Annotated in this window: 19 protein-coding genes; 4 read left to right on the top strand and 15 right to left on the bottom strand. The window is 31.7% G+C overall.

Annotated elements, in window-relative coordinates; genetic code table 11:
- Window positions 1-87: 87 nt before the first annotated feature.
- The 3 genes from RSA29_RS11865 to RSA29_RS11855 all read right to left on the bottom strand — a co-directional run bounded on the left by RSA29_RS11865 (window position 88) and on the right by RSA29_RS11855 (window position 3,739).
- The gene (locus RSA29_RS11865) at window positions 88-1,521 is read right to left on the bottom strand and encodes a HAMP domain-containing sensor histidine kinase (protein WP_346942085.1); all 1,434 of its coding nucleotides are present in this window, start codon (window positions 1,519-1,521) and stop codon (window positions 88-90) included.
- Window positions 1,522-1,525: 4 nt separating this feature from the next.
- A complete protein-coding gene (locus tag RSA29_RS11860; RefSeq protein WP_346942086.1) occupies window positions 1,526-2,200 on the bottom strand; it encodes a response regulator transcription factor in 675 nt (224 codons plus the stop codon).
- A gap of 219 nt (window positions 2,201-2,419) precedes the next feature.
- Entirely contained in the window at window positions 2,420-3,739 is a 1,320-nt protein-coding gene (locus RSA29_RS11855) for a hypothetical protein (RefSeq protein WP_346942087.1), read from the bottom strand.
- Window positions 3,740-3,877: 138 nt separating this feature from the next.
- Here RSA29_RS11855 and RSA29_RS11850 point away from each other — a divergent pair, with 138 nt between their 5' ends.
- Window positions 3,878-5,503 carry a cell shape-determining protein gene (locus tag RSA29_RS11850; protein ID WP_346942088.1) on the top strand — a complete coding sequence of 542 codons (1,626 nt, stop codon included), beginning with the start codon at window positions 3,878-3,880 and terminating at the stop codon, window positions 5,501-5,503.
- Window positions 5,504-5,720: 217 nt separating this feature from the next.
- Entirely contained in the window at window positions 5,721-6,830 is a 1,110-nt protein-coding gene (locus tag RSA29_RS11845) for a DEAD/DEAH box helicase (protein WP_346942089.1), read from the top strand.
- 101 nt (window positions 6,831-6,931) lie between these two features.
- Here RSA29_RS11845 and RSA29_RS11840 read toward each other — a convergent pair whose 3' ends face one another.
- The 5 genes from RSA29_RS11840 to RSA29_RS11820 all read right to left on the bottom strand — a co-directional run bounded on the left by RSA29_RS11840 (window position 6,932) and on the right by RSA29_RS11820 (window position 14,546).
- Window positions 6,932-8,128 (bottom strand): hypothetical protein, encoded by a 1,197-nt coding sequence (locus tag RSA29_RS11840; RefSeq protein ID WP_346942090.1) that lies wholly within the window; start codon window positions 8,126-8,128, stop codon window positions 6,932-6,934.
- Window positions 8,129-8,251: 123 nt separating this feature from the next.
- On the bottom strand, window positions 8,252-10,093 hold the full coding sequence (locus tag RSA29_RS11835) for a CocE/NonD family hydrolase (RefSeq protein ID WP_346942091.1): 1,842 nt from the start codon (window positions 10,091-10,093) through the stop codon (window positions 8,252-8,254).
- A gap of 194 nt (window positions 10,094-10,287) precedes the next feature.
- Window positions 10,288-10,998: a Crp/Fnr family transcriptional regulator gene (locus RSA29_RS11830; RefSeq protein WP_346942092.1), complete on the bottom strand. Its 711-nt coding sequence runs from the start codon at window positions 10,996-10,998 to the stop codon at window positions 10,288-10,290.
- Window positions 10,999-11,296: 298 nt separating this feature from the next.
- Window positions 11,297-12,697, bottom strand: coding sequence for an APC family permease (locus RSA29_RS11825; RefSeq protein ID WP_346942093.1), 1,401 nt, complete (start codon window positions 12,695-12,697; stop codon window positions 11,297-11,299).
- A 466-nt stretch (window positions 12,698-13,163) separates the two neighbouring features.
- Entirely contained in the window at window positions 13,164-14,546 is a 1,383-nt protein-coding gene (locus tag RSA29_RS11820) for a PLP-dependent aminotransferase family protein (RefSeq protein ID WP_346942094.1), read from the bottom strand.
- A 298-nt stretch (window positions 14,547-14,844) separates the two neighbouring features.
- Between RSA29_RS11820 and RSA29_RS11815 the strand changes: the two genes are divergently transcribed.
- Window positions 14,845-15,705, top strand: a complete 861-nt coding sequence (locus tag RSA29_RS11815; protein WP_346942095.1) for a pyridoxamine kinase — start codon at window positions 14,845-14,847, stop codon at window positions 15,703-15,705.
- A 31-nt stretch (window positions 15,706-15,736) separates the two neighbouring features.
- Entirely contained in the window at window positions 15,737-16,510 is a 774-nt protein-coding gene (locus RSA29_RS11810; protein WP_346942096.1) for an ECF transporter S component, read from the top strand.
- An 88-nt stretch (window positions 16,511-16,598) separates the two neighbouring features.
- On the opposite strand, the gene RSA29_RS11805 is transcribed toward RSA29_RS11810, so the two are convergent.
- From RSA29_RS11805 to RSA29_RS11775, 7 genes are all read right to left on the bottom strand, one after another.
- A complete protein-coding gene (locus RSA29_RS11805) occupies window positions 16,599-16,793 on the bottom strand; it encodes a hypothetical protein (protein ID WP_346942097.1) in 195 nt (64 codons plus the stop codon).
- 24 nt (window positions 16,794-16,817) lie between these two features.
- Window positions 16,818-17,804: a dipeptide ABC transporter ATP-binding protein gene (locus RSA29_RS11800; protein ID WP_346942098.1), complete on the bottom strand. Its 987-nt coding sequence runs from the start codon at window positions 17,802-17,804 to the stop codon at window positions 16,818-16,820.
- Entirely contained in the window at window positions 17,785-18,807 is a 1,023-nt protein-coding gene (locus tag RSA29_RS11795; RefSeq protein WP_346932105.1) for an ABC transporter ATP-binding protein, read from the bottom strand. The genes RSA29_RS11800 and RSA29_RS11795 overlap by 20 nt, the downstream gene beginning before the upstream one ends.
- Before the next feature lie 9 nt (window positions 18,808-18,816).
- A complete protein-coding gene (gene opp4C / locus RSA29_RS11790) occupies window positions 18,817-19,734 on the bottom strand; it encodes an oligopeptide ABC transporter permease (protein WP_346932104.1) in 918 nt (305 codons plus the stop codon).
- A 7-nt stretch (window positions 19,735-19,741) separates the two neighbouring features.
- Window positions 19,742-20,728 carry an ABC transporter permease gene (locus tag RSA29_RS11785; RefSeq protein ID WP_346932103.1) on the bottom strand — a complete coding sequence of 329 codons (987 nt, stop codon included), beginning with the start codon at window positions 20,726-20,728 and terminating at the stop codon, window positions 19,742-19,744.
- Between the two features lie 76 nt (window positions 20,729-20,804).
- Complete coding sequence (locus RSA29_RS11780; RefSeq protein ID WP_346942099.1) at window positions 20,805-22,529, bottom strand: ABC transporter substrate-binding protein; 1,725 nt, start codon at window positions 22,527-22,529, stop codon at window positions 20,805-20,807.
- Between the two features lie 344 nt (window positions 22,530-22,873).
- Complete coding sequence (locus RSA29_RS11775) at window positions 22,874-24,424, bottom strand: nitrite/sulfite reductase (protein ID WP_346942100.1); 1,551 nt, start codon at window positions 24,422-24,424, stop codon at window positions 22,874-22,876.

Here is a 24,424-nt window from a genome sequence, read left to right as displayed (position 1 = left end):
TATCAACTCCTTTTAAGATTAGTATTTCATTTAAAATTGAGTTTATGCAAAATTAGTTTATTTTTCATTTAAAATATTATAACAAGATTATGTCATATACTTTACTACAAATTTAATATTATTCCCTTGAAATTCACAGCTAATATTCCCTTCATTCTTTTCCATTAACTCCTTACATATAAATAAACCAAGGCCTGAACTTGCCTTTGTATTATCTCCATAATTATATTTTACAAATGGTTTAAATAGATTATCTTTAATTTCATCTGGTATAGACCTTGTCTTATTTTCAATTAATACTATCTTTTCATCACTGCAAACTTTAATATATATCTTTCCATCATCACTATATTTGACTCCATTATCTAGAAGATTTGCTATAACCATTCTCACTTCTTCCTTCACTCCATATATAACCATATCATTACCTTCAATTGATATATGATTATTATTTTTTTCAAATATAATATTATATTCCGTTACAAAATCCCTTAACATATTTGTTATATTAAATTTTTCTGCAATCTTAGTTATTTTTTCCTTGCCTTTAGCCACAACTAGCATATTCTGAACCATAGATTTAAGTCTATTACCCTCAGTTGATATCCTTTCATATGCACGTGTTACCTCTGATTCGCTCAATGTCCCCGTTTGTAGTAATTCGCTATATCCAAGTATTGCAGTTAATGGCGTTTTCATTTCATGAGTTGCATAATTCATAAACTCCCTTGAAGTCTTCTCTAGTTCTTTTATTTTTTCTTTTTCTAAATATAGTTGGTTCATCTGCCCCTCTATCTTATCTTGCATACTATTAAAGTGATAAACTAATGTTGAAACCTCATCACTCCCATTAACCCTAAGCCTCTCTTTAAAATCCCCTTCCCCTAAATTTACCATAGCAATAGATAGTTTATCCAAAGGCTTTATTGCACTTTTTAATAATATGTAAGCTATGAAAATCATTATTAAAAATAAAATGAATTGAACACTTATAATCTTTGTCACTAGTATAAGATTCTCTTTATACTTATATAAATAATCTTTCTGAAATACTAATGTTCCAGTATAAGTCTCATCAATATATACTGGATATGCATATGTGGCATAGAAATAATTTTCATTATTATTTCTAACCTCTTTACTTATATATAATAATGATGATTTTTTGTTGCTATCCCTAATAATACTTTCTCTTTCCATATCATCAATTAAACTTCCTAAAAACTCTATATTTCTATTCTCATCATAATCAAAGGATATGTACATGTCATACTTATTATTAATACCACTTAACACCTTCCAAATTTGATTATTATCATCACTAAAATCTCCAGCTCCTAAGTCATATTTATTTTCCATATCAGCTACTGCTATAGATTTAGCTTTATCCATATCTTCTTTAATATAATTTTTTAGATTACCCTCAAACATTCTCCATATTATTAAATTCACGGATACAAGCGTTAGTAATGTTGTAATTACAAATCCTAATATAATTTTCCCTTTTATGGTTTTTATCACACCCTCACCTCATCACATACCCTGTTCCAAATACTGTTTCAATAATTGATTCTCCAGTGATATCCACTTTAGCTCTCAGCCTTCTTATATGAACATCCACTGTTCTACCATCTCCATAATAATCATATCCCCATATTTCATTTAATAACTCATCTCTAGTAAATACTTTATTTCTATTATTTATAAAATGAAAAAATAAACCAGTTTCCTTTCTTTTCAGTTCTATTTCACTGCCATTCCTAAACACCCTTTGACCTTGTAAATCTACAGTTATATTTCCTGGAAGTATTAATTTTTTTTCTAATTCCCTGTCATACTCTTTTCTCACGCGCCTAAAAATAGCCTTTATTCTAGCTACAACTTCTCTAATTTCAAAGGGTTTTGTTATATAGTCATCAGCCCCTAGTTCTAGTCCCAAAATTTTATCAAATATATTCTCGCGCGCCGTAAGCATTACAACTAAGTAATCATTACTTATAGTTTTACAAACTTCAAATCCATCTATATCAGGTAGCATTAAGTCTAAAATTACTAAATCAGGATTAAATTCCTTAACTTGTTCTAAGGCGTTCTTTCCATCATAAACACTTTTAACTTCATACCCCTCACTTCTCAATCCGATAGTTAAGACATCATTTATTGAATATTCATCTTCTACAACTAGTATCTTTTTCCCCATATTTTTCTTCCCCTTTTTAATATTTCTGGTGTAATTATTCTATATCACCACCACAAATACCTTTTAATGCTTCATTTAACAATTAATCTACTATAATATCCTTCAAAATGTGTACCCCATATTCGTGAATATCTAGGTAAGGCATCTTGAAAAAAATAAATAAGTCAGTATGTTTGACTTGTTATTTATTTTCAGATGCCTAACTCAATTTCTTAGGATTTACTTGTTTTCAATAACATATCTCTTATATATGGCCTTTTTACTTTTACCATTTATATCGCAAAGATGCTTAACAAAAAATATTTCATTACCTTCTTCATTTACTACAGCACTTCCTCCTTGGTTCATTCCATATTCATTTTCGCCTTCACCTTGTATATCTTCTTTGAAAATCACCCTTAATTCTTCATCTTTCACCCTCATAATATATCTATTTTTACAAGACATCTTCCCTGCTGCTTCCTCAAATTCATCTGCTGTAAATATGTTATTTCCTGAATAATGAATTAACATATTCTTCCCCTTTGACCCTTCAAATAAAACTTTATATTCATTTGTTTTAAAATTATATTTGGAAATCTTGTCTGTTCTGTAAATAGGATTCTTATCATCTATATCCGTTTTATTTATGTCACTTGTGCAACCTATTATAATTTCACTCTCATTTATCACATCAATATATCCTACTTTTTCACCAAACATTTCTTCTATATTTATATATTTTTCTAATGTAATATGACCATCTTTTAATGTTACTTTATGAATCAAACCATTATTTATATCCCAGGCCATTAAAGAATTAGTTTCTTTTATATATAAGATTGAAACTCTCTCCCCCTTTGCTATTTTCATTTCATAAATTTCATTATTTTTCTCATCATATATGGCTAGATAACTTTCCTTATCTCCAATAGCATTATTACTATTAAAGTAGTAATATTCTTCACTCCCCAAAACTTCTCGAATTGTATTTGGCTTATCGTATATATTTTTATTCATTGCTTTCTCCAATCCATAAGCCTTCCTAATTGCATCATCAACTCCAAAATCCGTAATTAATATTTCTTTCGTGCTTCCTTGTTCATATTTATAATCTGCTGATTTAATTCCGTGAATTTCTTTAAATATCTCCTTATTAGTTTCCTCTAATACATTTTCATCATTTAACGCATATAAATACTTCTTCCTTTGTCCATCTATGGGAAAATCTTCCGTAGGTTCATCTGATGCATGTCCATAACCTTTTGAAATTGCCCCATATAACTTTCCATCCAGATAAAATCCTGGTTGAAAATATTCTCCTTCATCAATATTTAATTCAACTTCTTCAACTGTGACCTTTGTGCCATCCCCAACTTTCTTCGTAACATCTTCCTCAATAACTATTTTATCAACTGTAGTTTTCCCATCCTTATCATTTCCATTAATTTGATCCACAACTGCTTTATCTGTACTGCTCTTATTTTCTCCTTCACATCCCATTAATGAAACTGAAAATCCTAACATTAGTAATACTATAAATATTCTTTTCTTATCCACATCTATCACCTCTAATTAGATATTATCATAGACTTTTTACAAACTATGGTTAAGTTGTTGCCAAATTGTTAAACTTCATAATTTCTTTAGATAAATTTAATATTTATAATGGTATAATGCTAGCAAGGGGGTGTTTAAATGAACACAAAAAATATTTTCCAAATAGCACTTTGCATTTTAATAGGATTCTTTCTATTCTTTATATCAAATTATTTTCTTCACATACCACTAAATTTAAAATTCCCTTCTCTTATTATAGTCTTAGCAATTTCTATAGCTATTCCTTTAATTTTTTTAGCTATAAAAACTATAATACATAAGGAAGATACATCTTGTATCTCTAATCTTGGTAAACTTCTACTTGGATTATTTTCACTTTATTTAATTTACGCTCTAGTTACTACTAATGTAATAACTAATGCTAAGGATTATAGAGGACTTTTAGGGGACGTTAAAAACGAAAGCTTTAATGAAAAGATTTCCCCTATAGATTTATCTCAAATTCCAGCTATAGATGAAGGCTATTCACTTAAGATAGCTGAAAGTAGACTTGGTGAACTTTCTGCATTAGGAAGCGAAGTAAAGCTTGGATCTCCTACTATACAACAAGTAAATGGAATTCTTCAGTATGTAATTCCTTTAGAGCATTCTGGCTTCTTCCAATGGCTTAGTAATAAAGAAGGTACGCCTGGATATATTACTGTGAACGCAAATAATCCATCTGATGTTAAACTAGTAACTTCTTTAAATGGGGAAGATTTGACAATGAAATATTTAATGTCAGCATACTTTAGTGATGATATCCGTAGATATTCTCATTCGGAAAATAAAACCATAGGACTTACTGATTACTCCTTTGAATTAAATGATTCTGGCAGACCTTATTGGGTTATAAGTCAATACGAAAAGCAGGTAGGTGTATCTGGACGTGCTATAGTTGGAATAATGATTGTAGATGCCCAAAATGGTGAAATCACTGAGCATGATATGTCTTCAATACCTAGTTGGGTGGATAGAGTACAACCTCTAGAAACTGTGGATGATAATATTAATTCTTGGGGTAAGTATATTAACGGGTTTACCCTTTCTAAGAAGGATAAATTGAAAGCTACCGAGGGTACTAACACTATATACAACAACGGCAACTGCTATTACTATACTGGTATGACCTCTGTTGGTTCTGATGAAAGCACAGTTGGTTTTATGTTAGTAGATACTAAAACTGGTGAATCAACTCTCTACAAAATACCTGGCGGAATAACTGAAGTCGCTGCTTCTCAAGCTATTGAAGGTAAAGTTCAACAATTTGGATATACTTCTACAATGCCTACTCTTATAAATGTCCAAAATCAACCTACTTATTTTACTTTATTAAAAGATAATAATGGAGATATTAAAATGTATGGTATGGTTAATGTACAACAGCGAAATATAATTGCGGTGGGTGAAACACTAACTCAAACTATGAACAACTATGTGGATTCTTTAACTGAAAATGGTTCTAATTCTTTAGCGACAAGTGGTGAAGTAAAGATAGGTGAAGGTACCGTAGAAAGAATTGGGCTCTTACCTACAGATAAGGGAAGCTTATTTTATATAATAACTAAGGAAAATAAAACTACACTAGTTATAGCTCCTTCGTCTATTTCAAAAGAATTACCTATAACTAAAGAAGGTGACAAAATAACCTTTGAATATGTTGATATGGGAACTTCGGATATAACTATAAAAACTTTTAACAACTTAAATTTAGAGATTAAATAAATATACTAGGGTATCTCAAAAACACTATCTTTTGAGATACCTTTTAACTTACATCTAAGTTTTATGCACAAAAATAATTCTAATAGTATTAGTATCGCTATTATGTTAAGATTAACTAATCTAAGAAGAGATTTTATAGTATACAACTATAAATAATTATACTTATATTGCTACAAACTAAGTATAATTAAAACTTACTAATGAAAGGTATGAAATAATGAATTTTAAAAGTTTAGGAATAAGTGATGATATAATAAAAATACTTAAAAACAATGGAATTACAACACCAACGCCAATCCAAGAGGAAAGCATTTCTCTTATTAAAGATGGAAAAGATGTTATAGCGGAAGCACAAACTGGGACTGGAAAAACTCTAGCTTTTTTACTTCCAATGTTTGAAAACATATCCCCAGACATGGATGCTGTTCAAGGGCTAATTATAACTCCTACAAGGGAACTAGCTCTTCAAATAACAGAAGAGGCTAAGAAACTTAAATGTGGTAAAGATATAAATATTTTAGCTGCCTATGGTGGAAAAGATATTGGTTCACAACTAAAAAAACTCAACAAAAATATACATTTAATCATTGCAACTCCAGGTAGACTCCTTGATCACCTTGATAGAGGAACAGTAAATTTATCTAAATTAAAGACTCTAGTTTTAGATGAAGCTGATCAGATGTTACTTATGGGTTTTAAAAATGAAGTAGAATCTATAATAAAACAAACAAATAAAACTCATCAGACTCTATGTTTTTCTGCAACTATGGATTCTGCAGTGAAAAAACTTGCCTACAGATATATGCCTAATCCTTCAATCGTTACAATAAAAAAAGAGGAAGTTACTCTTTCAGGCATTAAGCAATTCGTTGTGGAAACTACTGATAGAAGAAAGCAGGATGCTCTATGTAAAGTCCTAGAAGAAGATAACCCTTTCATGGCTATAATTTTCTGTAGAACTAAAAGAAGGGCTGATGAACTTGAAATGGGCCTTGCTAAACGAGGCATTAAATCCGAAAAAATCCATAGCGACATAGTTCAAGCTAAACGCGAAAGAATAATGAAATCCTTTAGAAATGCTAATATTCAATATCTTATTGCTACCGATGTAGCAGCTCGTGGTCTTGATATTAGTGGAGTTTCTCATATTTACAACTATGATATTCCTGAAACAGTAGAAAGCTACATACACCGTATTGGCAGAACTGGAAGAGCTGGTGAAGAAGGTTATACTTGTGTGTTTACAGATCCTAAAAATGAATCTATTCTACAAGATATAGAAAGAAAAATCGGATTTAAAATTCTTAGAAGAGAAGTTGAACTATAATACATCGACACTTTCCTTCATACAGGGTTATATTTTAAAATTGTGTTACCTTATGAAGTTAATAAAGGTGCTATCTGAAGCTCTCCAGATAGCACCTTTTCTTATATAAACACCGTAACCATACTTGCTAGGACTATAGAAATTATATTTACTATTACTGTAGATCCCGTGGATAATACTGGATTTAAGTTCATTTTCAAAACCTGTTTTTCCTCATTATTCTTTGAAAGCTTTGCTGAAGCTTCATCAACTAGCATTAAATTAACCGGAAATCCCACCATAGAATTTAATGTTATCATAATCCCCTTATATGGACTAAATTTGTATATTTTACTAGCCACAATTCCTACTAATACTAATATAATAGTTGCAACTATAAACACCGTTAATATTGGTATAATTAAAGAAATTATTACCTTAATAGGTGTATGTGCCAATGTATTCGCCATAAGTGCCATAAGTCCTAACATTAAAAATCCCATGGTTTGAGATTTTATAAGTGGCGCTCTATCTATTATGCCTAGTTGACCAAGTGCAACTCCAAATATAAGAGCTGTAATATTTAAATTAATTCCTAAATCTGCAACAAAGCTTACATTAAGCCATCTATTAAAAACTGATATTATCATAAGAAATCCTAAATAATAGGCAGTTGTCTTATACTTATCTGGAATTCTATCACAAAGCTTTGACCTTTCATCAACTATAGTGTTATTTTTCATATCCCCATTGACCTTTTTACTTATATTTTTATTCTTCCTATAATTATTCAAAATTAGATTTGATTCTTTTCTTATTGCAAATGAACAAATTGGAATTCCAAAGAAACATTGAAACATAAAAATCATCCATGGGTACACAGATAATTCAGGTTTAATTTGCATTACCGATATTGATGAAATTGCTGCTGCTGCACCTCCGCCTATAATTGGTCCTGGAGACATTGAACCAAGTTCCTTTCCTATAAATGGTGACATCCCAAATATTATAACTGCTGACATTATCAAAACTCCAATAATAGCTATAATAAGACTTTGCTTCTGTGATTTCAATTGTTTAAAGTCTATCATGGTTCCTGAATGAATTATAAGCATATTAAAAGCTATAAATCCTACATCCTTCATCTTAGATGCAACTATAAATTCTGTTGGAAATAATCCTGTAGAAAATCCAACTATACAAATAATTCCTAATGCAAATGGCAGTGATAACCTTGATCTAGTTTTTATATCTACTACATTGGATGCAAATGCTATTATTAAAAATACCATAAGACTAAGTTCAAATGGCCATTCCATATATCCTCACTCCTAACTATTAATATATTTTAATCTCTAAAAACTTAGTTAAATGTCCACCCCAATAATTGTGGTGGACATTTGAAGTATATTTAATTAAGGTTTCATTTGAAAACTTTAATACTAGTGAGTACTACCTTTTCCACTTCCTCCAAATGATGTTTCAGTCACTATTGGCTGTAGCCAATTTTCACCTGGTGTATATGGAATATAAGGAAGAAGTATATAAGATGGATAGTCTGCATCCCTGTAAATTTTATAGTTAATTGTATCTACACTTGGAATTGGTCCTAAATGTCCAACTTTTCCTTGCCATGCCTTATCTTGATGTTCAAACACATCCATAGCTTTGATTTCTATTTCAATACTTGTTCCTGAATCAAATACCATACCCATTGGATTTATTTCTATCACATACTCATTGATTTCATTTGGAAGAACTGGCACTCTCTTAGTATAATCATGAACTGGTCGTCCTATTTCTGATTTTTCTTTATCTAATTTATAAGAAGCTTTTAAAGAACCTGTTCTACAAAGTGGCATTCTAGTTCCACCTTGAGTTATTTGCCACAATTTAATTATAAAGTTTGCATCCTCTGCATCTATAGATGCAAATAAATGAAGTTCTATAGGTCCAGTAAATTCTGTTGGTTTTCCAAATCTATCACTTCTATAAGTTAAAGTTTCTACCTGATTCGTGATGTTTGGTGGGCGGTGTGTAAAACTATCCGGTGCAAGATTCCCTTCAGGATCTTCTTCCCAACGCAACTGACCAAAAGTACGTAAATAAAGCTTCTTCCAATCAGTTCTTGCAAGTGGATATTCATGCTCATAACGATACCCTCTACCAATAATGTTCATTTTCATAGGTGGCTCATCAAGGATTCCTGTATCAACACCCTTTAACCATTGATCGTACCACTTTAAACATTCTTCATTCATAAATCTATATGGAAGTTCCATTCCACCATAAGATTCCATAACTCCACAACGCTTATAAATATCAAGTTCTGGAGAATTCATAGCATTAAATACTGGTGCACTCCATCTTCCTGTAGGTGCCCATCCACATTTAAAGTAAGTTGGAACCTTGATTTTATCATACATATTTTTAACTGATCTTTCTGCCCAAAACTTACCATCTTGTGGATGTAATAAATAATCTAAATAGAAAGTATGATATTTTGGTGGCCATGTGTTAAATATTTTATTAAAGTAAGAAATTGCTGCTATGTCTGGATCTAATTGAACATCCTTCATCCTCTTTTTCATTTCTTCCTCAGAATACATCTTGCATGACCAAGGTACAGGATTATTTGAAGGACAAAGTTCCCAATACATTGACATATAAGTGTTAGCAACTCCGCCATAGTATCCGTGTTGATAATAGTCATCTGTATATGAAAGTGGCATTATACATTTTAAATGTGGTGGTTGAAGTGCTGCCACTAGTGGCTGAATTATACCAAAATAAGAATAACCAGCCATAGCTACTTGGCTATCACAATGATCGTATTCTGTTCCTAGCCACTCTATAATATCATAGCAATCTTCTTGTTCTTGAGGATTATAAACGCCTAAAAATTCCCCTTCTGAAATTCCAATTCCTCTTGGGTCAGGAATTACAAATATATATCCACGTTGCACAAAGAAATCTATATCTCCTGCCTCTAAGCTATGATCAAAAATAGCAGACGAACCTGGTAATGCTCCACGTTTCATAGCTTGCATTGTTTTTCCATAAGATGCAAATGCAAGAAGTGCTGGTGCCCTTTCTAACTCCGCTGGACGATAAATATCTGCATAAATTATGATTCCATCTCTAAGCTTTATAGGTACGCTTTCTTCAAGCTTTACAGTATACTGAGGTTTTGAAAGCTTATCTAGATTCTTAGTATACCTTTGATCCCAGTAAACTGGTATGTTCTTAAGCCCAGTAGTATTTTTAAACTCTTCTCTATTCATAAGTAATACCCCCTCTTTATCTTAATTTAATTCTATAAGAATTTATGTAAACCGTCTGTCATATATTAGACATAAAAAAAACTTCCATGTTCCTAGTTATAACTAGAGCATGGAAGATTCTATTTAACTACTGAAATGATTTTTTTATACCAACTAATTGAATTAATACTTCGCTTACTTTTAAGTGTAATAATTTAGCATGACTTTGAACTATTAAGTAGAATATCTGTTAATGCATCCCTATCTATTATTTCAATCTTGCCTCTATGAGTATTTACAATGTCACATCGCTTCCAATTATTCAAAATCATTGAAACTGTCTGCCTAGATATACCACATCTTATAGAAAGAGTTTCTTGTGTTGCACTTACAAATTTACCTTGATTAGAGTCATTGTGAATCATCATAAGAATATACGCCAGTCTTCCCTCTGAATTAAACATAGTACAAGACATAAATTTTTGTGCTGAATTTTGAAGCCTCTTTCTATATATCTTCAAAATTGTTTTCATAACCTCTTTATTCTCCCACACAATTTCACAAAATATAGACCCTTGTATTACCAAAATAGTTGTTGGTGCTGATGCAATTACAGTAGTTACATAACTATTATCTAGTAACACACCTAAATCTCCAAAATACTCCCCTTTTATGCTATATTTTATCATTACAGAAAACTCATTATCATCCATAGCAAACTCTGTAACTGATCCTGATTTAATAACGTACACATTATTTGCATATGTATCTTTCTTGCATATCATATCACCTTTTGAATAAGTTATTTCTAACACCTTATTTGATAAATTTTCTAAAGTTTTATCATCAATACATCTAAATATAGGTATACTCTTTAAAAAATTTATATATCTACTTATATTTTCTCCACCCACATTTGAGACCATAAACTGTCTCCCCCTTAAAAATAATAAACAATAACTCCTATTGAATTTATTTATTAAACATATCTACTCATTTTCATTTAATTTTATAAATTTTTAATTTAAACTATCTAACCTTTATAGCAATTCTACCATTTATGTAATTTTTATTCAATATCCTCTTTATAATTTATATCTTCCTCTTTCATCTAACAGAATAGGTGTATCTCCATAATTAACGGAAATACACCTTTCATAGTAAAATATTATATAACTATTTTCACTCATCTTGTACTAGTAATAGTTATTTAAAAATTAGTGTTTAATTTTTTATATCTGTACCGCTCGTATCTATTGCAATCTCTGCTAATTCTTTTTCACGTTGAACCCAAGGCTCATAAGGTTTACGCATATTCTCAAATATATCAATGCCCTTATTCTTTTTAAGATATTGCCATCTAATTACTGTATATAGAAGAGCTATTCCGTAGAATCCTATCATGGAAATCCAATTTTTAGGTCCCATCTTTCCTACAACTGCCCATCCAAGTAATAAACTAAGTGCAGATGCAACCACAACAATAATACAAGATATCCAATGTGGAATCTTTAAGAAAGAATTTTTATAGCAATTTGGATATCTCTTAGGTAAATAGAATACTGCAAAGAATATAATTGGAGCCATTATAAGTCCTGGTACTGAAACCATAAGAACTACATCATCTAGACTAAACCCAGCAACTATTGCAAAAATTCCTATTATTGAATTAAGCCATATAGAAATTGCTGGTGCACCATGTTTATTGATTTTACTAATTGCCATTGGGAAAAGTCCATCCCTAGCAGCTACAAAGTGACATCTTGAGAACATAAGTATTAAAGCATTTATACTTGTAGCAACTGCTAATAGTGGTCCACCAATGATAAATAAAGTAAGTAATTGCGGGCTTAAGAATCCACTTGCAGCTGTTGCCAAATTTGTAGCATAATCCTTCCATTGATTTAATGGAATTGTACCTAATGCTACAAATCCAATAAGTGCAAAAATAGCTGCACATATTAATGTACTTATTACAAAGGTTATTGGTATTGTTCTACTTGGATTATCAATTTCATCGGCTGCATACATCAAAACGTTAGCACCAATCAAACTTCCGTGTAGAAGACCCATAGCCGCCCAAAGTTGAGTAACTTTAACTGTTGGTTTTATTACATCCATAAGGCTAATTTGAACACTTGGAATTCCCCCAAATATAAATATGCCTAAAACTAAAATAAGAATTATAACACAAATATTTTGCACCCAAGCACTAGTTTTAACACCATAAGTTGATATTACCGTAAATATCAGTGCAACTACAATTGCTGCAACTGGTACAGATACTGATGGCACTAACATTACAAAATATTGTGCAAATACTAATGACATTATAGCAACATTCATGGTTCCTAGAATTAATTGGTTATATGCATGAACAGCTCCTAATGATGGATGCATAAGTCTTGTTAAATGCATATAACTTGCCCCATTTGCTGGTAATGCAGAACTAACAATAATTTCAGGTATAGTTTTAAGGAAAACAAATATTGCGGCTAGAAAAAATCCCCATACTAATCCATTTCCTACAAGTCTTATAACTAATGGTGTCCTTGCAAAAATTCCCGCCCCAATTATACTTCCGATGCACATAAACATACACATGGAAAAAGACATTTTTTTCATATATACACCCCTTCTTGCTTATATTTAACTACTTACCTTTAAACAGTCCTTTGTATTTTTATACTAACCTTCATATATAATGGCCATTTATATATGAACTTTTCAGCTCCTAAGTATTGCTTAATTTATCTTACTCATAGCCAAATCACCTGTAAAACTGTAGAAAATCATTTCCATTATAAGTAACCTGTCTAGGGGACCCCTGATATTATAATTTATATTATAATTATATCATTCACCAATGGAATCTTATGTAAGATATCATACACAATATTCAGAAAATTAACTTTTATATATTTTTTCTAGTCAATATAATTTTATAAATTAGTCATATTAAATGCTTTGATAATCGTGATATCTTATACTCTATCACTCACTTCATTACTAAAATAAAAAACTTGATTTTTGACTGCTATAATAAAAATCAATTCAAATAGGAGGAAGGTATGAAAATCATACCTTCCTCCTATTTGAAAAATTCTTCTTTTAGTAATACTAGTGCCCTTTCAAAATTTTCCTCAGAAACCCCAGAACACGACAGTAGTAATCTTGGATATTTTTCACTTTTTTTCATATTAGAAGAACGAACTAAAACTCCAACATTTGCTCCGCGTTTTACAAGCTCCTCGGATGATAATTTGCTTTTAACCTCAAGTTGGATTAAGAATCCTCCTGAACCTGGTAATGCCACTGCCTTATCTCCAAAGACTTTATTTACCTCAACACACAACTGTTGACTTTTAGCCATATAAAGCTTTCTTGCCTTCTTTATCTGTCTCCCTAAGTGCCCATCACGTATAAACTGACATAATGCAATTTGTTCAGTTTTTGAAGCTGTTTGATTGTAAATGCCACCCTTTTCTGAATATACACTAGTTAGTTCCTTTGATAACACCATGAAACTAATTCGTAGTGATGGCAATAACAATCTTGAAAAAGTCCCCATGTATACTACTTTTTCTCCACCATCTAATCCCTGCAATGATGGAACTGGTCTACTATAATATCTAAATTCACTATCATAATCATCCTCTATTATTAAACAATCTTTTGACTGTGCAAATGACAATAGTGCAAGTCTAGTTTGCATTGGCATAACTTCACCCCAAGGTGTTGTATGGGATGGTGACGTATATATTATTTTGACGTCATCTTCTTCAAATTTAGATAAATCCTTTGTTATATTCTCATATACTAAAGTATCAAATCCTCTATCTTCAAAGATAGCTCTCCCTTGTTCAAAACTTCCACCAGTAAATGATATAGGTGATTTAACCCCTGTTAAAGAACATAGAATTTGTAATAAGCTTTGTACCCCTGCTCCTACTACAATCTGCTCTGGAGTACATATAACCCCTCTACGCTCACCAACATAACGTGATAACACCACTCTTAGATCATACTCTCCCTGTGGGTCTCCATATGATAAAAGTCTATCCCCATTCCTTAGCGCACTCTTTATGTATCTACTCCACAAATCAAAATTAAAGCTCCTATCATCTACTGCATATGCTGAAAAATCATAAAGCGGCTTGTCCTTAAATTTAGATTTGGTGATCTCAGGAGACGAAACTTTTGGAATATCTATATAATTTAAATCACTTACATAAAAACCACTTCCTGGACGAGGCATAATATATCCTTCTGCTCCTAGTTGCAAATATGCAGCCTCCACAGTTGTACGACTTATCATTCGTTCTTCTGCACATCTTCTTATTGACGGTAACTTACTTCCAGCTTTAAGACTACCTGAAGAAATAAGCCCTTTGTAATGATTATATAACTGAATATATAATGGTACCGTCGAATCATCATTTAGATTAATCATAATTGTGCTTGTTTTCCCCATAAAACCCCACCCCTTTTAGTATCTGTTTTAAAACTTATATTTACTACTACATAACTTTGTATTTTGATAATTTATTATTAATAATTTTCTTAACCTTCAAACTGTCCCTATTAAAATTTCACTTTTTGTATATTCTAACAATGACAAATATTATGTATAGTATACATAAGGGATGAGAAACATTCAAGTATACAGTACAAATTTTAAATTTAGAATGCTAAATTCTAAGTTTAAAATCTTGGAGTATTAAACTGATCTAAAATTTTAATACTATATAACTATAAGAGGGGGCTTAAAATTGGACAAATTAAAAAGAATCGTAGCAATTCATGATCTATCTGGCTTCGGAAAATGTTCATTAACTGTTGCACTACCAGTAATTTCTGTTGCAGGTGTAGAATGTACTTGTATGCCAACTGCAATTTTATCTACTCATACAGGTGAATTTACAGGTTATACCTTCCGTGATTTAAGTGAAGACATGTATCCTATGGCAAAACATTGGAATTCACTTGGTTTAGAGTTTGATGCTATATATGCTGGATATCTAGGAAATTCTAAACAGACAAATTTAGTTGCAAATATAATATCATTGATTAAAAATAAAAATACCCTAGTCATAATAGATCCAGTAATGGCTGATAACGGAAACTACTATAGCAACCTAGACAATGATATGTGTAAGGGATTTTTAAATCTCTGTAAAGTAGCAGATATAATAACACCTAACTTTACAGAGGCAACGCTTCTATTAGGTGAAAAATACCTTGAACCACCTTACACAAAGGATTATGTTGAAGGTTTATTAAAGCGTCTATCTAATTTAGGTCCATCAAAAATTGTACTTACTGGTGTATCATTTAACCCTGATGAAGTTGGCGCCGCATGTTATGACAAGGAAAGTGGAGAAATTCACTACGCATTTGAATCTAAAACTCCTGGCAGTTATCACGGTACAGGCGATTTATTTACAAGTGCTCTATCAGCCTGCATTGTTAGGGGTATTAATATTCAAAACTCTATGAAAATTGCCATAAATTTAGTCAAATCCTCCATCGAACTTACCTATAAAAGAGGAACTAAAGCACATTATGGTGTAGATTTCGAAAGTGTCTTACCACAATTTATCATAGATATTCACAATAATCTTAGTAAATAATTTTAAAATATAAATCTTGGGGGTATGTAAAATGAATACATCAACAAAGAAATTTTCTACACGCACCATGGTTCTAATTGGTTTATTTTCAGCACTTTGCTATGTGGCATTATTCTTTAAAATACCGATTCCATCACCTGTTGGTAAGCCATTTTTACACATGGGGAATATGTTTGTAATTTTAGCTGCACTTCTTTTCACTGGTACAATAGGTGGTCTTTCTGGTTCTATTGGTATGGGTTTATTTGACTTAATGAATGGTTATGCTTCTAGTGTTCCAAAAACAGTTTTATTGAAGTTTGGTATAGGAGCAATCGTTGGAATAGTTTTCTCGAAGGGAAATAAAAAGGATGCAAAATCTCCAATAAAATGGATAGGTATAGCTTCTGGAGTTCTTATTTTAACTGGCATAGTTCTTTTTGTAGTATCAAATAACTTAGGAAATCAAATTATAATTGAAGGTATTGAAAAAAAATTAGTAATTAATCCTGTATTATATATTTTCTCACTCATTTTAGGAATTTCCTTAGCCATTATATGTATTGCAGCTAAAAATCTATCTATTAAAGTTCAATATGCTGTTTTAGGTGCTGTTGCTGGTATAGCCTTTAATTTAGTGGGTGAATTTTTATTTGGAGTTATAACTCTTTTAATTGCTGGTAGTGGTCTACTCCCTGCTATTTTAAGTTCTGCTGTAAGTTTACCAGCAACTCTTATAAATGGTTCATTCTCAATATTCTTTGCAGTTGCACTTTATATTCCATTATCTAAAACAATATCTAAATCAAGTTTTACTACTACTTAATCTTTTACTAATATATTAAATAAACCACTTAGGTAAAGCCAAGGCACCACTGCCTTGGCTTTTACAGTGTAGATGGGGATTATTCATTCTACCTATAAAACATGAAAATTATTATAAATGCAATTACTGCAAAAATAATTAATACTGTTGGAATTATCACCGACGCTGTAGCAAGTATTAATGCTAACAAATCATTTTTTTCTAACTCCAAGTTTCCTACCATATCAGGACTTATTTCTCTTTTCTTGAATACATCTCTAAACGCATTTCTCATCCTACTCACGGATATTCATCTCCTTTTTATCTTCTATATTTCTCCTACAAGGTGACAAGCACAGAAATGTCCTTTTTCAATTTCCCTATTCTCTGGAACTTGTTCTTTACATATATCCCTTACATAAGGGCATCTAGTATTAAATTTACAGCCCTTTGGTAGTTTAACATTGCTTGGTATTTCGCCTTTAATAATGCTTATATCACTCTTATACTCAGGATTTGCTACCGGAATAGCTGCTAACAACGCTCTTGTATATGGATGTAATGGATTTCTGTATAAATCCTCCTTATCCGCCAACTCTACTATAGATCCCAAATACATAACTCCAACCCTGTCACTAATGTGTTTTACAACACTTAAATCATGAGATATGAATAAATAAGCAAGTCCCATTTTCTTTTGTAAATCCATCATCAAATTTAGTATCTGTGACTGAATAGAAACATCCAATGCTGATACTGGTTCATCACACACTACAAACTTTGGCTGTAATGCTAATGCCCTTGCAATTCCTATACGTTGCCTTTGCCCACCTGAAAATTGGTGAGGATATCTATAAATATGGTATGGAGAAAGTCCGCATTGTTCAATAATTTCCTGAACTCTTTTATTAAGTTCCGCGCCTTTCTTATATAATTTATGCTCAACTAGAGCTTCACTAACTATTGTGTGTACATTCATTCTTGGATTTAAAGAACTATATGGATCCTGAAATATAATCTGCATTTCACGCCTAAGTGGCTTCATTTTCTTTTCATTATATTTGATTATATTTTGCCCTTTATATATTATTTGTCCCCCAGTTGGTTCATATAACTTGATTAAGGTTCTACCAAGGGTAGATTTCCCGCAACCCGATTCTCCAACTAATCCCAATGTTTCACCTTCATATATTTCAAAAGAAACATTATCTACCGCTTTAACACAAAGTCTTTCCCCTGTTTCAGACCTGCCTTTTACCTGAAAATATTTCTTTAACTCCTTAACTTCAATGATTTTATTTCTTTCCTTTTCCATTATAAATATCCTCCTCTCTGTGGTGTTGCTCATCCACAGTTTCATTATATAGGAAGCATCTTACCTGATGTTTATTAGACCAATCACTTACAGCTGGCATTTTAGTCTTACATTCTTCCTTTGCAAATTCACATCTTGGCTGGAAATAACATCCTTTAGGTAAATAAAATGGATTTGGAACTACTCCATCTATAGAATATAATCTTTCTTTATCTTCCTCTAAACTTGGTATCGACGCTAAAAGCCCCTTAGTGTAAGGATGCATAGGGTTATCAAACAACTCCTTAATTGGAGCTGATTCAACTACCTTTCCAGAGTACATAACTATAACATAGTCAGCCATTTGAGCTATTACTCCAAGATCATGGGTAATTAACATTATCGCTGTATTAGTTTTTTCTTTAAGATCATTCATAAGCTTTAGAATTTGTGCTTGAATTGTTACATCTAAAGCAGTAGTTGGTTCATCTGCAATAAGCAATTTAGGCTCACAGGCAAGTGCCATGGCTATCATAACCCTTTGACGCATTCCACCACTTAGTTGATGGGGATAATCTCTTGCTACCTGCTCTGCCCTTGGTATCCCTACAAAACTAAGCATCTCTATAGCTATTTTCTTAGCATCTTTTTTGTTCATACCTCTATGGAGCATTACAGCCTCCATAATTTGATCTTCAATTCTAAATACAGGATTTAGCGATGTCATAGGCTCTTGAAATATCATAGATATATCATTTCCTCTTATTTTTCTTATATCATTATCCCCCATTGGTACAATGTCTTTATCATCAAACTTAATAGTACCTTCAACTATCTTACCTGGTTTTTCTATAAGCTTTAATATTGACATAGCCGTAATACTTTTACCACAGCCTGATTCTCCAACTATACCAAGGGTTTTTCCTGGTTCTACATCAAAGGATACCCCATCAACAGCTTTTACAATTCCACTGTCTGTATAAAAATATGTTTTCAAATCTCTTATTTCCAATAAATTTTTCATATACTCCACCTACCTTATCTCTTTTGGATCAAATGCATCTCTTAAGCCTTCACCAAGAAGATTTATACTTACAACTGTTAATATCATTAAAATGCCAGGTGGAATCCATATCCATGGATTGTCCATAAATATAAATGTATCTCTAGCTCTTTCAATCATATTTCCCCAGGTTGGCGTTGGTGGAATTACACCAAGTCCTAAGAATGAAAGTCCAGCCTCAGTTAAAATAGCTCCAGCCATTCCAAGAGTAGCATTAACTATAATATATGCAAGCGTATTAGGTAATAAGTGCTTAACTATTTTAGATCTATTTGAAATTCCAAGTGCTTTTGTAGCCACTATGAAATCTTGTTCTCTCAAAGATAAAATCTGCCCTCTGACCATTCTTGCTAGTCCTGGCCAAGAAAGTATTGCTAGGATAACCATAACCAAGTACATTTTCTGTTCGCTGGTTACTCTCCACATTAATGCAAATGAAAGGGTTATCATAATAGGCATAAATGGAAGAGAACTTACTATTTCAGTAAATCTCATAAGTATATTATCTACCCAACCACCATAATATCCCGCAATACCGCCTATAGTAGCTCCTATAATCACTGTTATAGTTGCTGTCATAACCCCTATAAATATAGAAATTCGACCTCCGGCAAATACTCTCATCAGTACATCACGACCTTGTTCATCAGTTCCAAGCCAATATTTTGATGACGGCGGTAACAGCTTATTGGATAATTCAAATTCACTTAAATTATATGGTGATATAATTGGCACCATAATAACTAATAGTACTATAATTGAAAATATTATGCCCCCAGTAAGTGCTATTTTATTTTTTCTAAACCTTTCCCATGCAACCCTCCATGGTCCTACAACTTGAAGGTCTTGTTTTAATTTCCCTTGTTTTAATTTTTTAACTTCCAACATAATAAAACTAACCTCCTACCTTTACTCTAGGATCAACCAAGGCATAAGACATATCTGAAGCTAAATTCCCCAATACCATCAGCACTGCAAAAAAAGTATTTGCTGCCATAACAACCCAAATGTCTCTCCCCATAACTGATTCATAAAGTATATTTCCAATACCAGGCCAACCAAACACCGTTTCAAGTAATATAGCTCCTCCAAATAACCCAGGTATATACATCCCTAAAAGTGTTACTATTGGTATTAATGCATTTCTGAAAGCATGACGGTATATAACTACCTTTTCTTTTAAACCTTTTGAGCGTGCTGTTCTTATATAATCTTGATTAATTACCTCTATAACACTATTTCTTACATATCTTATAAGCCCAGCAAGACTTAATAATGTTAACACTATTGTTGGTAATATCATATGTCTGCCTATATCTGAAATCATTGCCCAAGTACTTTTATATCCGATTGCTGCCATTACCGGAGTTCTCATACCGTTAAGTGGAATTGATCCATTGCTAGGTATTGCTATAAAGAATATCATAAGTAATGCAAAGAAAAATGATGGCATCCCTACTCCAATAAGTGAAAATACTGTCCAAGAATTATCAAATACCCCATACTTCTTCACTGCTGACTTTATACCTACTGGGATTGCAATAGCAAAAGCAATTATCATAGATACAATATTAATTAGAAAACTATTCCAGATATAATCTCCAATAACCTGGTTTACAGGCTTTCTAAACTTTAACGATGTTCCAAAATCACCTGTTACTGTTCTCTTAATCCAATTTGTATATTGTACTAATCCACTTTCATCTAGTCCTAACTTTTCTCTAATCTGTTGCTGCTGTTCTGGTGTAGTTTTAGACCCTTGACCTAAGTATGCATTAACTGGATCTCCAGGCATAAGTCGTAGTAGCACAAAAAGTATAACTGTTATAATAATCATAACTGGTATTAAATTAAGTAACCTTTTAAAAAAATACTTTAGCATCACATCACCCCTAAATATTTTTTAATAAACGCCCTACCATAAGTAGGGCGCCACTAACCTATATTAAAAATCTATATTATTCTTGAATGTAAGCGTCTTTAAGACCTTGTACCCAACCAAGGAATGGGCTTGTTTTTAGATCTTTAATCTTTTTATTATATAAATCAAAGTAACTATTTGCATAAACTGGCATTATTGGTGCATCCTCATTAAGGATTTTAGCTATTTTTTTATAATAAGGTTTAGCTTCATCAATATTTACTATACTCTTAGCTTCGTCTAGTAATTTATCAATTTCTGGATTTTTATATCTATTTGTATTATCCTTACCACTACCTATATACGCTGAATGAAAATCAGAATATAAACTATCTGGGTCTGGCGTAGTGATAGATGTCGCCATAAAGTATATACTCCACTTATCTACATTTTCATCTGAATTATAGATAACATAATCTAACATTGTATTAAATTCAAGGTATGCAATATTAAGTTTTACTTTTAAGCCTTCGCCCCAGTCTCTCTGCCACATTGGAATAAGTGTATTTAATATAGAGTGATCTGGCATTGCAGCTATATTAAGCTCCATAACTTTTCCATCTTTTTCTCTGAATCCACTTGGTCCAACTTTCCAACCAGCTTCATCTAAAAGTGATTTAGCTTTTTCTAAGTTAAAGTCATATTCAGTCATCTCTTTAAGTAATGTGTCGTCTATAGCCCATGACATTTGAGAGAATGGATGGTATTGTACTGATGCAAGAACATCTCCTGACACTTCATCTTTATAGAAGCTATTTACAAACTCTTTAATGTTAAAGCTATAATACAAAGCTTGACGTACTTTTTTGTCAGCTGTTGGACCTGATTCACAGTTAAATTTGGTATAACCATATCCACTTCTGTCATAAGTGTTAAACGTTAAGAAATCTTTAGATTTAGATGCATTAATTTTATTAGGTTCAATAACACCTGGAAGTAAATCTACATTTTTAGATGTTAATTCCACTATGTCAGTTGTATCCGTAACAAACTTACATACAACATTCTCTATTTTATATCCTTCTCCATAATACTTAAGATTTCTCTTAAGAGATGCAAATTCTTTCTCTTGGAATTTTTCTAAAATATAAGGTCCAGACCCCATCGGAGTTGTAGTAATAGCTTCTACTTTAGATGTATCACCAACTTTAAAATCTTTTCCATAATAATGTTCTGCCATTATAGGAAATCCACAATTTTCAAGATTAGTTCTTAATGGATCTACAAAACTAAATTTTACCGTATAATCATCAATAGCTGTAACACCTTTAAATTCTGTTGTTTCACCCTTTGAGTATTCTGTATATCCCACTAAATCTTTAGCATTTGACCCATATCTACCTGTATAAGATGGATCTGATATAACTTTATAGGTGAAAACTACATCATTAGCTGTAACCTTCTCTCCATCAGAAAACACCATATCTTTTCTCATTTTAAATGTTATCTCTCTAGCATCCTTTGAAACTTCCCAGCTTTCTGCTGCAGATGGTATTATCCCACCTTTAACATCTCTTGCCGTAAGTTTATCAAATACCATGTCTATTACATTAGCATCATACGCAGATGAGTAGTACGCTGGGTTAAAGTTTCCTGACATCTCTTTAACTCCCGTTACCAATGTTCCACTAGGACCTTTAGTCTCAACCGTTGGTTTATCCCCATTAGCCCCCGGATCTTTCTTATCTTTGTTTCCACATCCTATTAATGAAAATGCTAATACCGTCGATAATAATAAAGCCATTATCTTTTTATTTTTCAAAACCTCATTCCTCCTTAAATAAAAAATATAAATCAATATAAACACATATATGTATTCATAAAAATTTCCTAGTTATTTTATTATCTTTATAATGCAATCTTTTTCCACCTTATCAATTAATTTAAGTAGTTTACTTTAAATATTCCAATTCATATTATTTTTATCATTTCTGCTTGTTAAGATATATATGTTTATTCTTATAACAATATTACTAAATAAAACTTCACACTTTATGATTTCACCACTAGCAAATACACTTATCCATAACTAATATTTTACTTAAGGCTTACTAGCACAAAAAAAGTCTTGTGCATCTGCACAAGACTTTTTATAAAATTTAATTCTTAAACCAAATATTTTTCAACTATTTTTTTAAACTCATCTTTATTATTATCTACGTAATCTATAAACTTCATATCTGATTTTTTAACAATTAAAGCAATTTCATATAAAAACTCTGGTATTTTTGAAGAAATTATATCTCCATATGACTGCCCCATTTTAGCTTTATCTATTGCAAAAGATCCACCTACATATAGGGTAAAACACTCTACAACATCACCATCTATTCTCTTTTTCTTACCTGTAAATCCTATAGCCCCAATTTGATGAGTTCCACAAGAATTTCCACACCCTGAAATATAAATTCTAGGTAGTACATCACTATTAAAGGATTTTTCTTCAAAGTAATCTACAACCATTCTTAATAGTCCTTGACTATTACATTGTCCTATCTGACAAGTTGGAGCTCCTATACACGCTACACTCTGCTTAACCATAGTTTTGCTAGTAATATTCTCAGTAATAGCTAGTAATCTCTCAGCCTCTTCACCATTTAGATTTCTAAAATAAACTCCCTCAGTCATAGCCAATCTTATATCTACATCTTCTACATCATTTATCTCATCAATAATTTTCTGTAAATCTAAAATTCCTAATTGTCCTCCTATTGGATGTACATATACACTATATAAACCTTGTTGTTTTTGTGGGAATAACCTATTAGACTTCACATTTGTTTCCTTACCATTTTTTCTGCACTCTGTGGCGTTAATTTCTACATCTTTGCCACCAACCACTTTTTCTTTTTCAACATATTTTTTATATTCATTTAAGAATGTTTCTTCTCCCATTCTATCTAGTATATATCTTACTCTAGCTTTATTTTTATTTTCGTGGTCCCCTTCTGCCATAAAAAACTTAGTCATTGCTTCTATATGGTATATAACTTCTTTAGGCTCTATAAGTTCTGGATACTTTACAGCTAACTTAGGATTTTGACCAAGTCCACCACCTAGATAAACTTGAAAATATTCTTTTTCATCTTTCTTTACCGACAAAAATCCTAAGTCCTGTACTGTACAGTGAGCTCCGTCAGCAATACTGCTAGAAAAAGACACCTTTAGTTTTCTTGGCAATTTATATGAATAAATTTTCTCTAAAAAATGATTTCCTACTGCTAAAGCATATGGTGTAGCATCAAATGCCTCATCTGTATTTACCCCTGAAAGTGGCGATAATGCTACATTCCTTGGGAAATTGCCACCAGCACCCCTTGTGTATATATCATTATCTAAAGCTTCTTTCATTAAATCGCATACAGCATCTATAGATAACCCATGAAACTGAATAGCTTGGCGGGTAGTAAAATGAATTTTATCCATTCCATACTTCTTAGCAAATTCATAGATTTTTTGAAGTTCAGAATACTTCATAATTCCTGAAGGAATTCTAAGTCTAATCATGAATTCTCTTCCACCATTATGAGCATAAACTCCAAAGCCTCCTGAAGCATGCTTAAATTCCATCTTAGTAATTTCACCATTTAAAAATTTATGTCCCTTTTCCCTAAAATCTTCGATTTCACCATATAAAACTCTCTTTAATTCATCCAT

It is taken from the genome of Clostridium sp. (assembly GCF_036660475.1).
GTDB lineage: Bacteria > Bacillota > Clostridia > Clostridiales > Clostridiaceae > Clostridium_J.
The sequence above is the reverse complement of the archived record's forward strand: the minus strand, read 5'-3'. Positions and strand labels throughout refer to the sequence as shown.

Bases quoted from the DNA above. Each gene is read 5' to 3' on its own strand.
- RSA29_RS11860 (WP_346942086.1), bottom strand. From the start codon at position 2,200: ATGGGGAAAAAGATACTAGTTGTAGAAGATGAATATTCAATAAATGAT.
- RSA29_RS11850 (WP_346942088.1), top strand. From the start codon at position 3,878: ATGAACACAAAAAATATTTTCCAAATAGCACTTTGCATTTTAATAGGA.
- RSA29_RS11845 (WP_346942089.1), top strand. From the start codon at position 5,721: ATGAATTTTAAAAGTTTAGGAATAAGTGATGATATAATAAAAATACTT.
- RSA29_RS11840 (WP_346942090.1), bottom strand. From the start codon at position 8,128: ATGGAATGGCCATTTGAACTTAGTCTTATGGTATTTTTAATAATAGCA.
- RSA29_RS11835 (WP_346942091.1), bottom strand. From the start codon at position 10,093: ATGAATAGAGAAGAGTTTAAAAATACTACTGGGCTTAAGAACATACCA.
- RSA29_RS11830 (WP_346942092.1), bottom strand. From the start codon at position 10,998: ATGGTCTCAAATGTGGGTGGAGAAAATATAAGTAGATATATAAATTTT.
- RSA29_RS11825 (WP_346942093.1), bottom strand. From the start codon at position 12,697: ATGAAAAAAATGTCTTTTTCCATGTGTATGTTTATGTGCATCGGAAGT.
- RSA29_RS11820 (WP_346942094.1), bottom strand. From the start codon at position 14,546: ATGGGGAAAACAAGCACAATTATGATTAATCTAAATGATGATTCGACG.
- RSA29_RS11810 (WP_346942096.1), top strand. From the start codon at position 15,737: ATGAATACATCAACAAAGAAATTTTCTACACGCACCATGGTTCTAATT.
- RSA29_RS11800 (WP_346942098.1), bottom strand. From the start codon at position 17,804: ATGGAAAAGGAAAGAAATAAAATCATTGAAGTTAAGGAGTTAAAGAAA.
- RSA29_RS11795 (WP_346932105.1), bottom strand. From the start codon at position 18,807: ATGAAAAATTTATTGGAAATAAGAGATTTGAAAACATATTTTTATACA.
- opp4C (WP_346932104.1), bottom strand. From the start codon at position 19,734: ATGTTGGAAGTTAAAAAATTAAAACAAGGGAAATTAAAACAAGACCTT.
- RSA29_RS11785 (WP_346932103.1), bottom strand. From the start codon at position 20,728: ATGCTAAAGTATTTTTTTAAAAGGTTACTTAATTTAATACCAGTTATG.
- RSA29_RS11775 (WP_346942100.1), bottom strand. From the start codon at position 24,424: ATGGATGAATTAAAGAGAGTTTTATATGGTGAAATCGAAGATTTTAGG.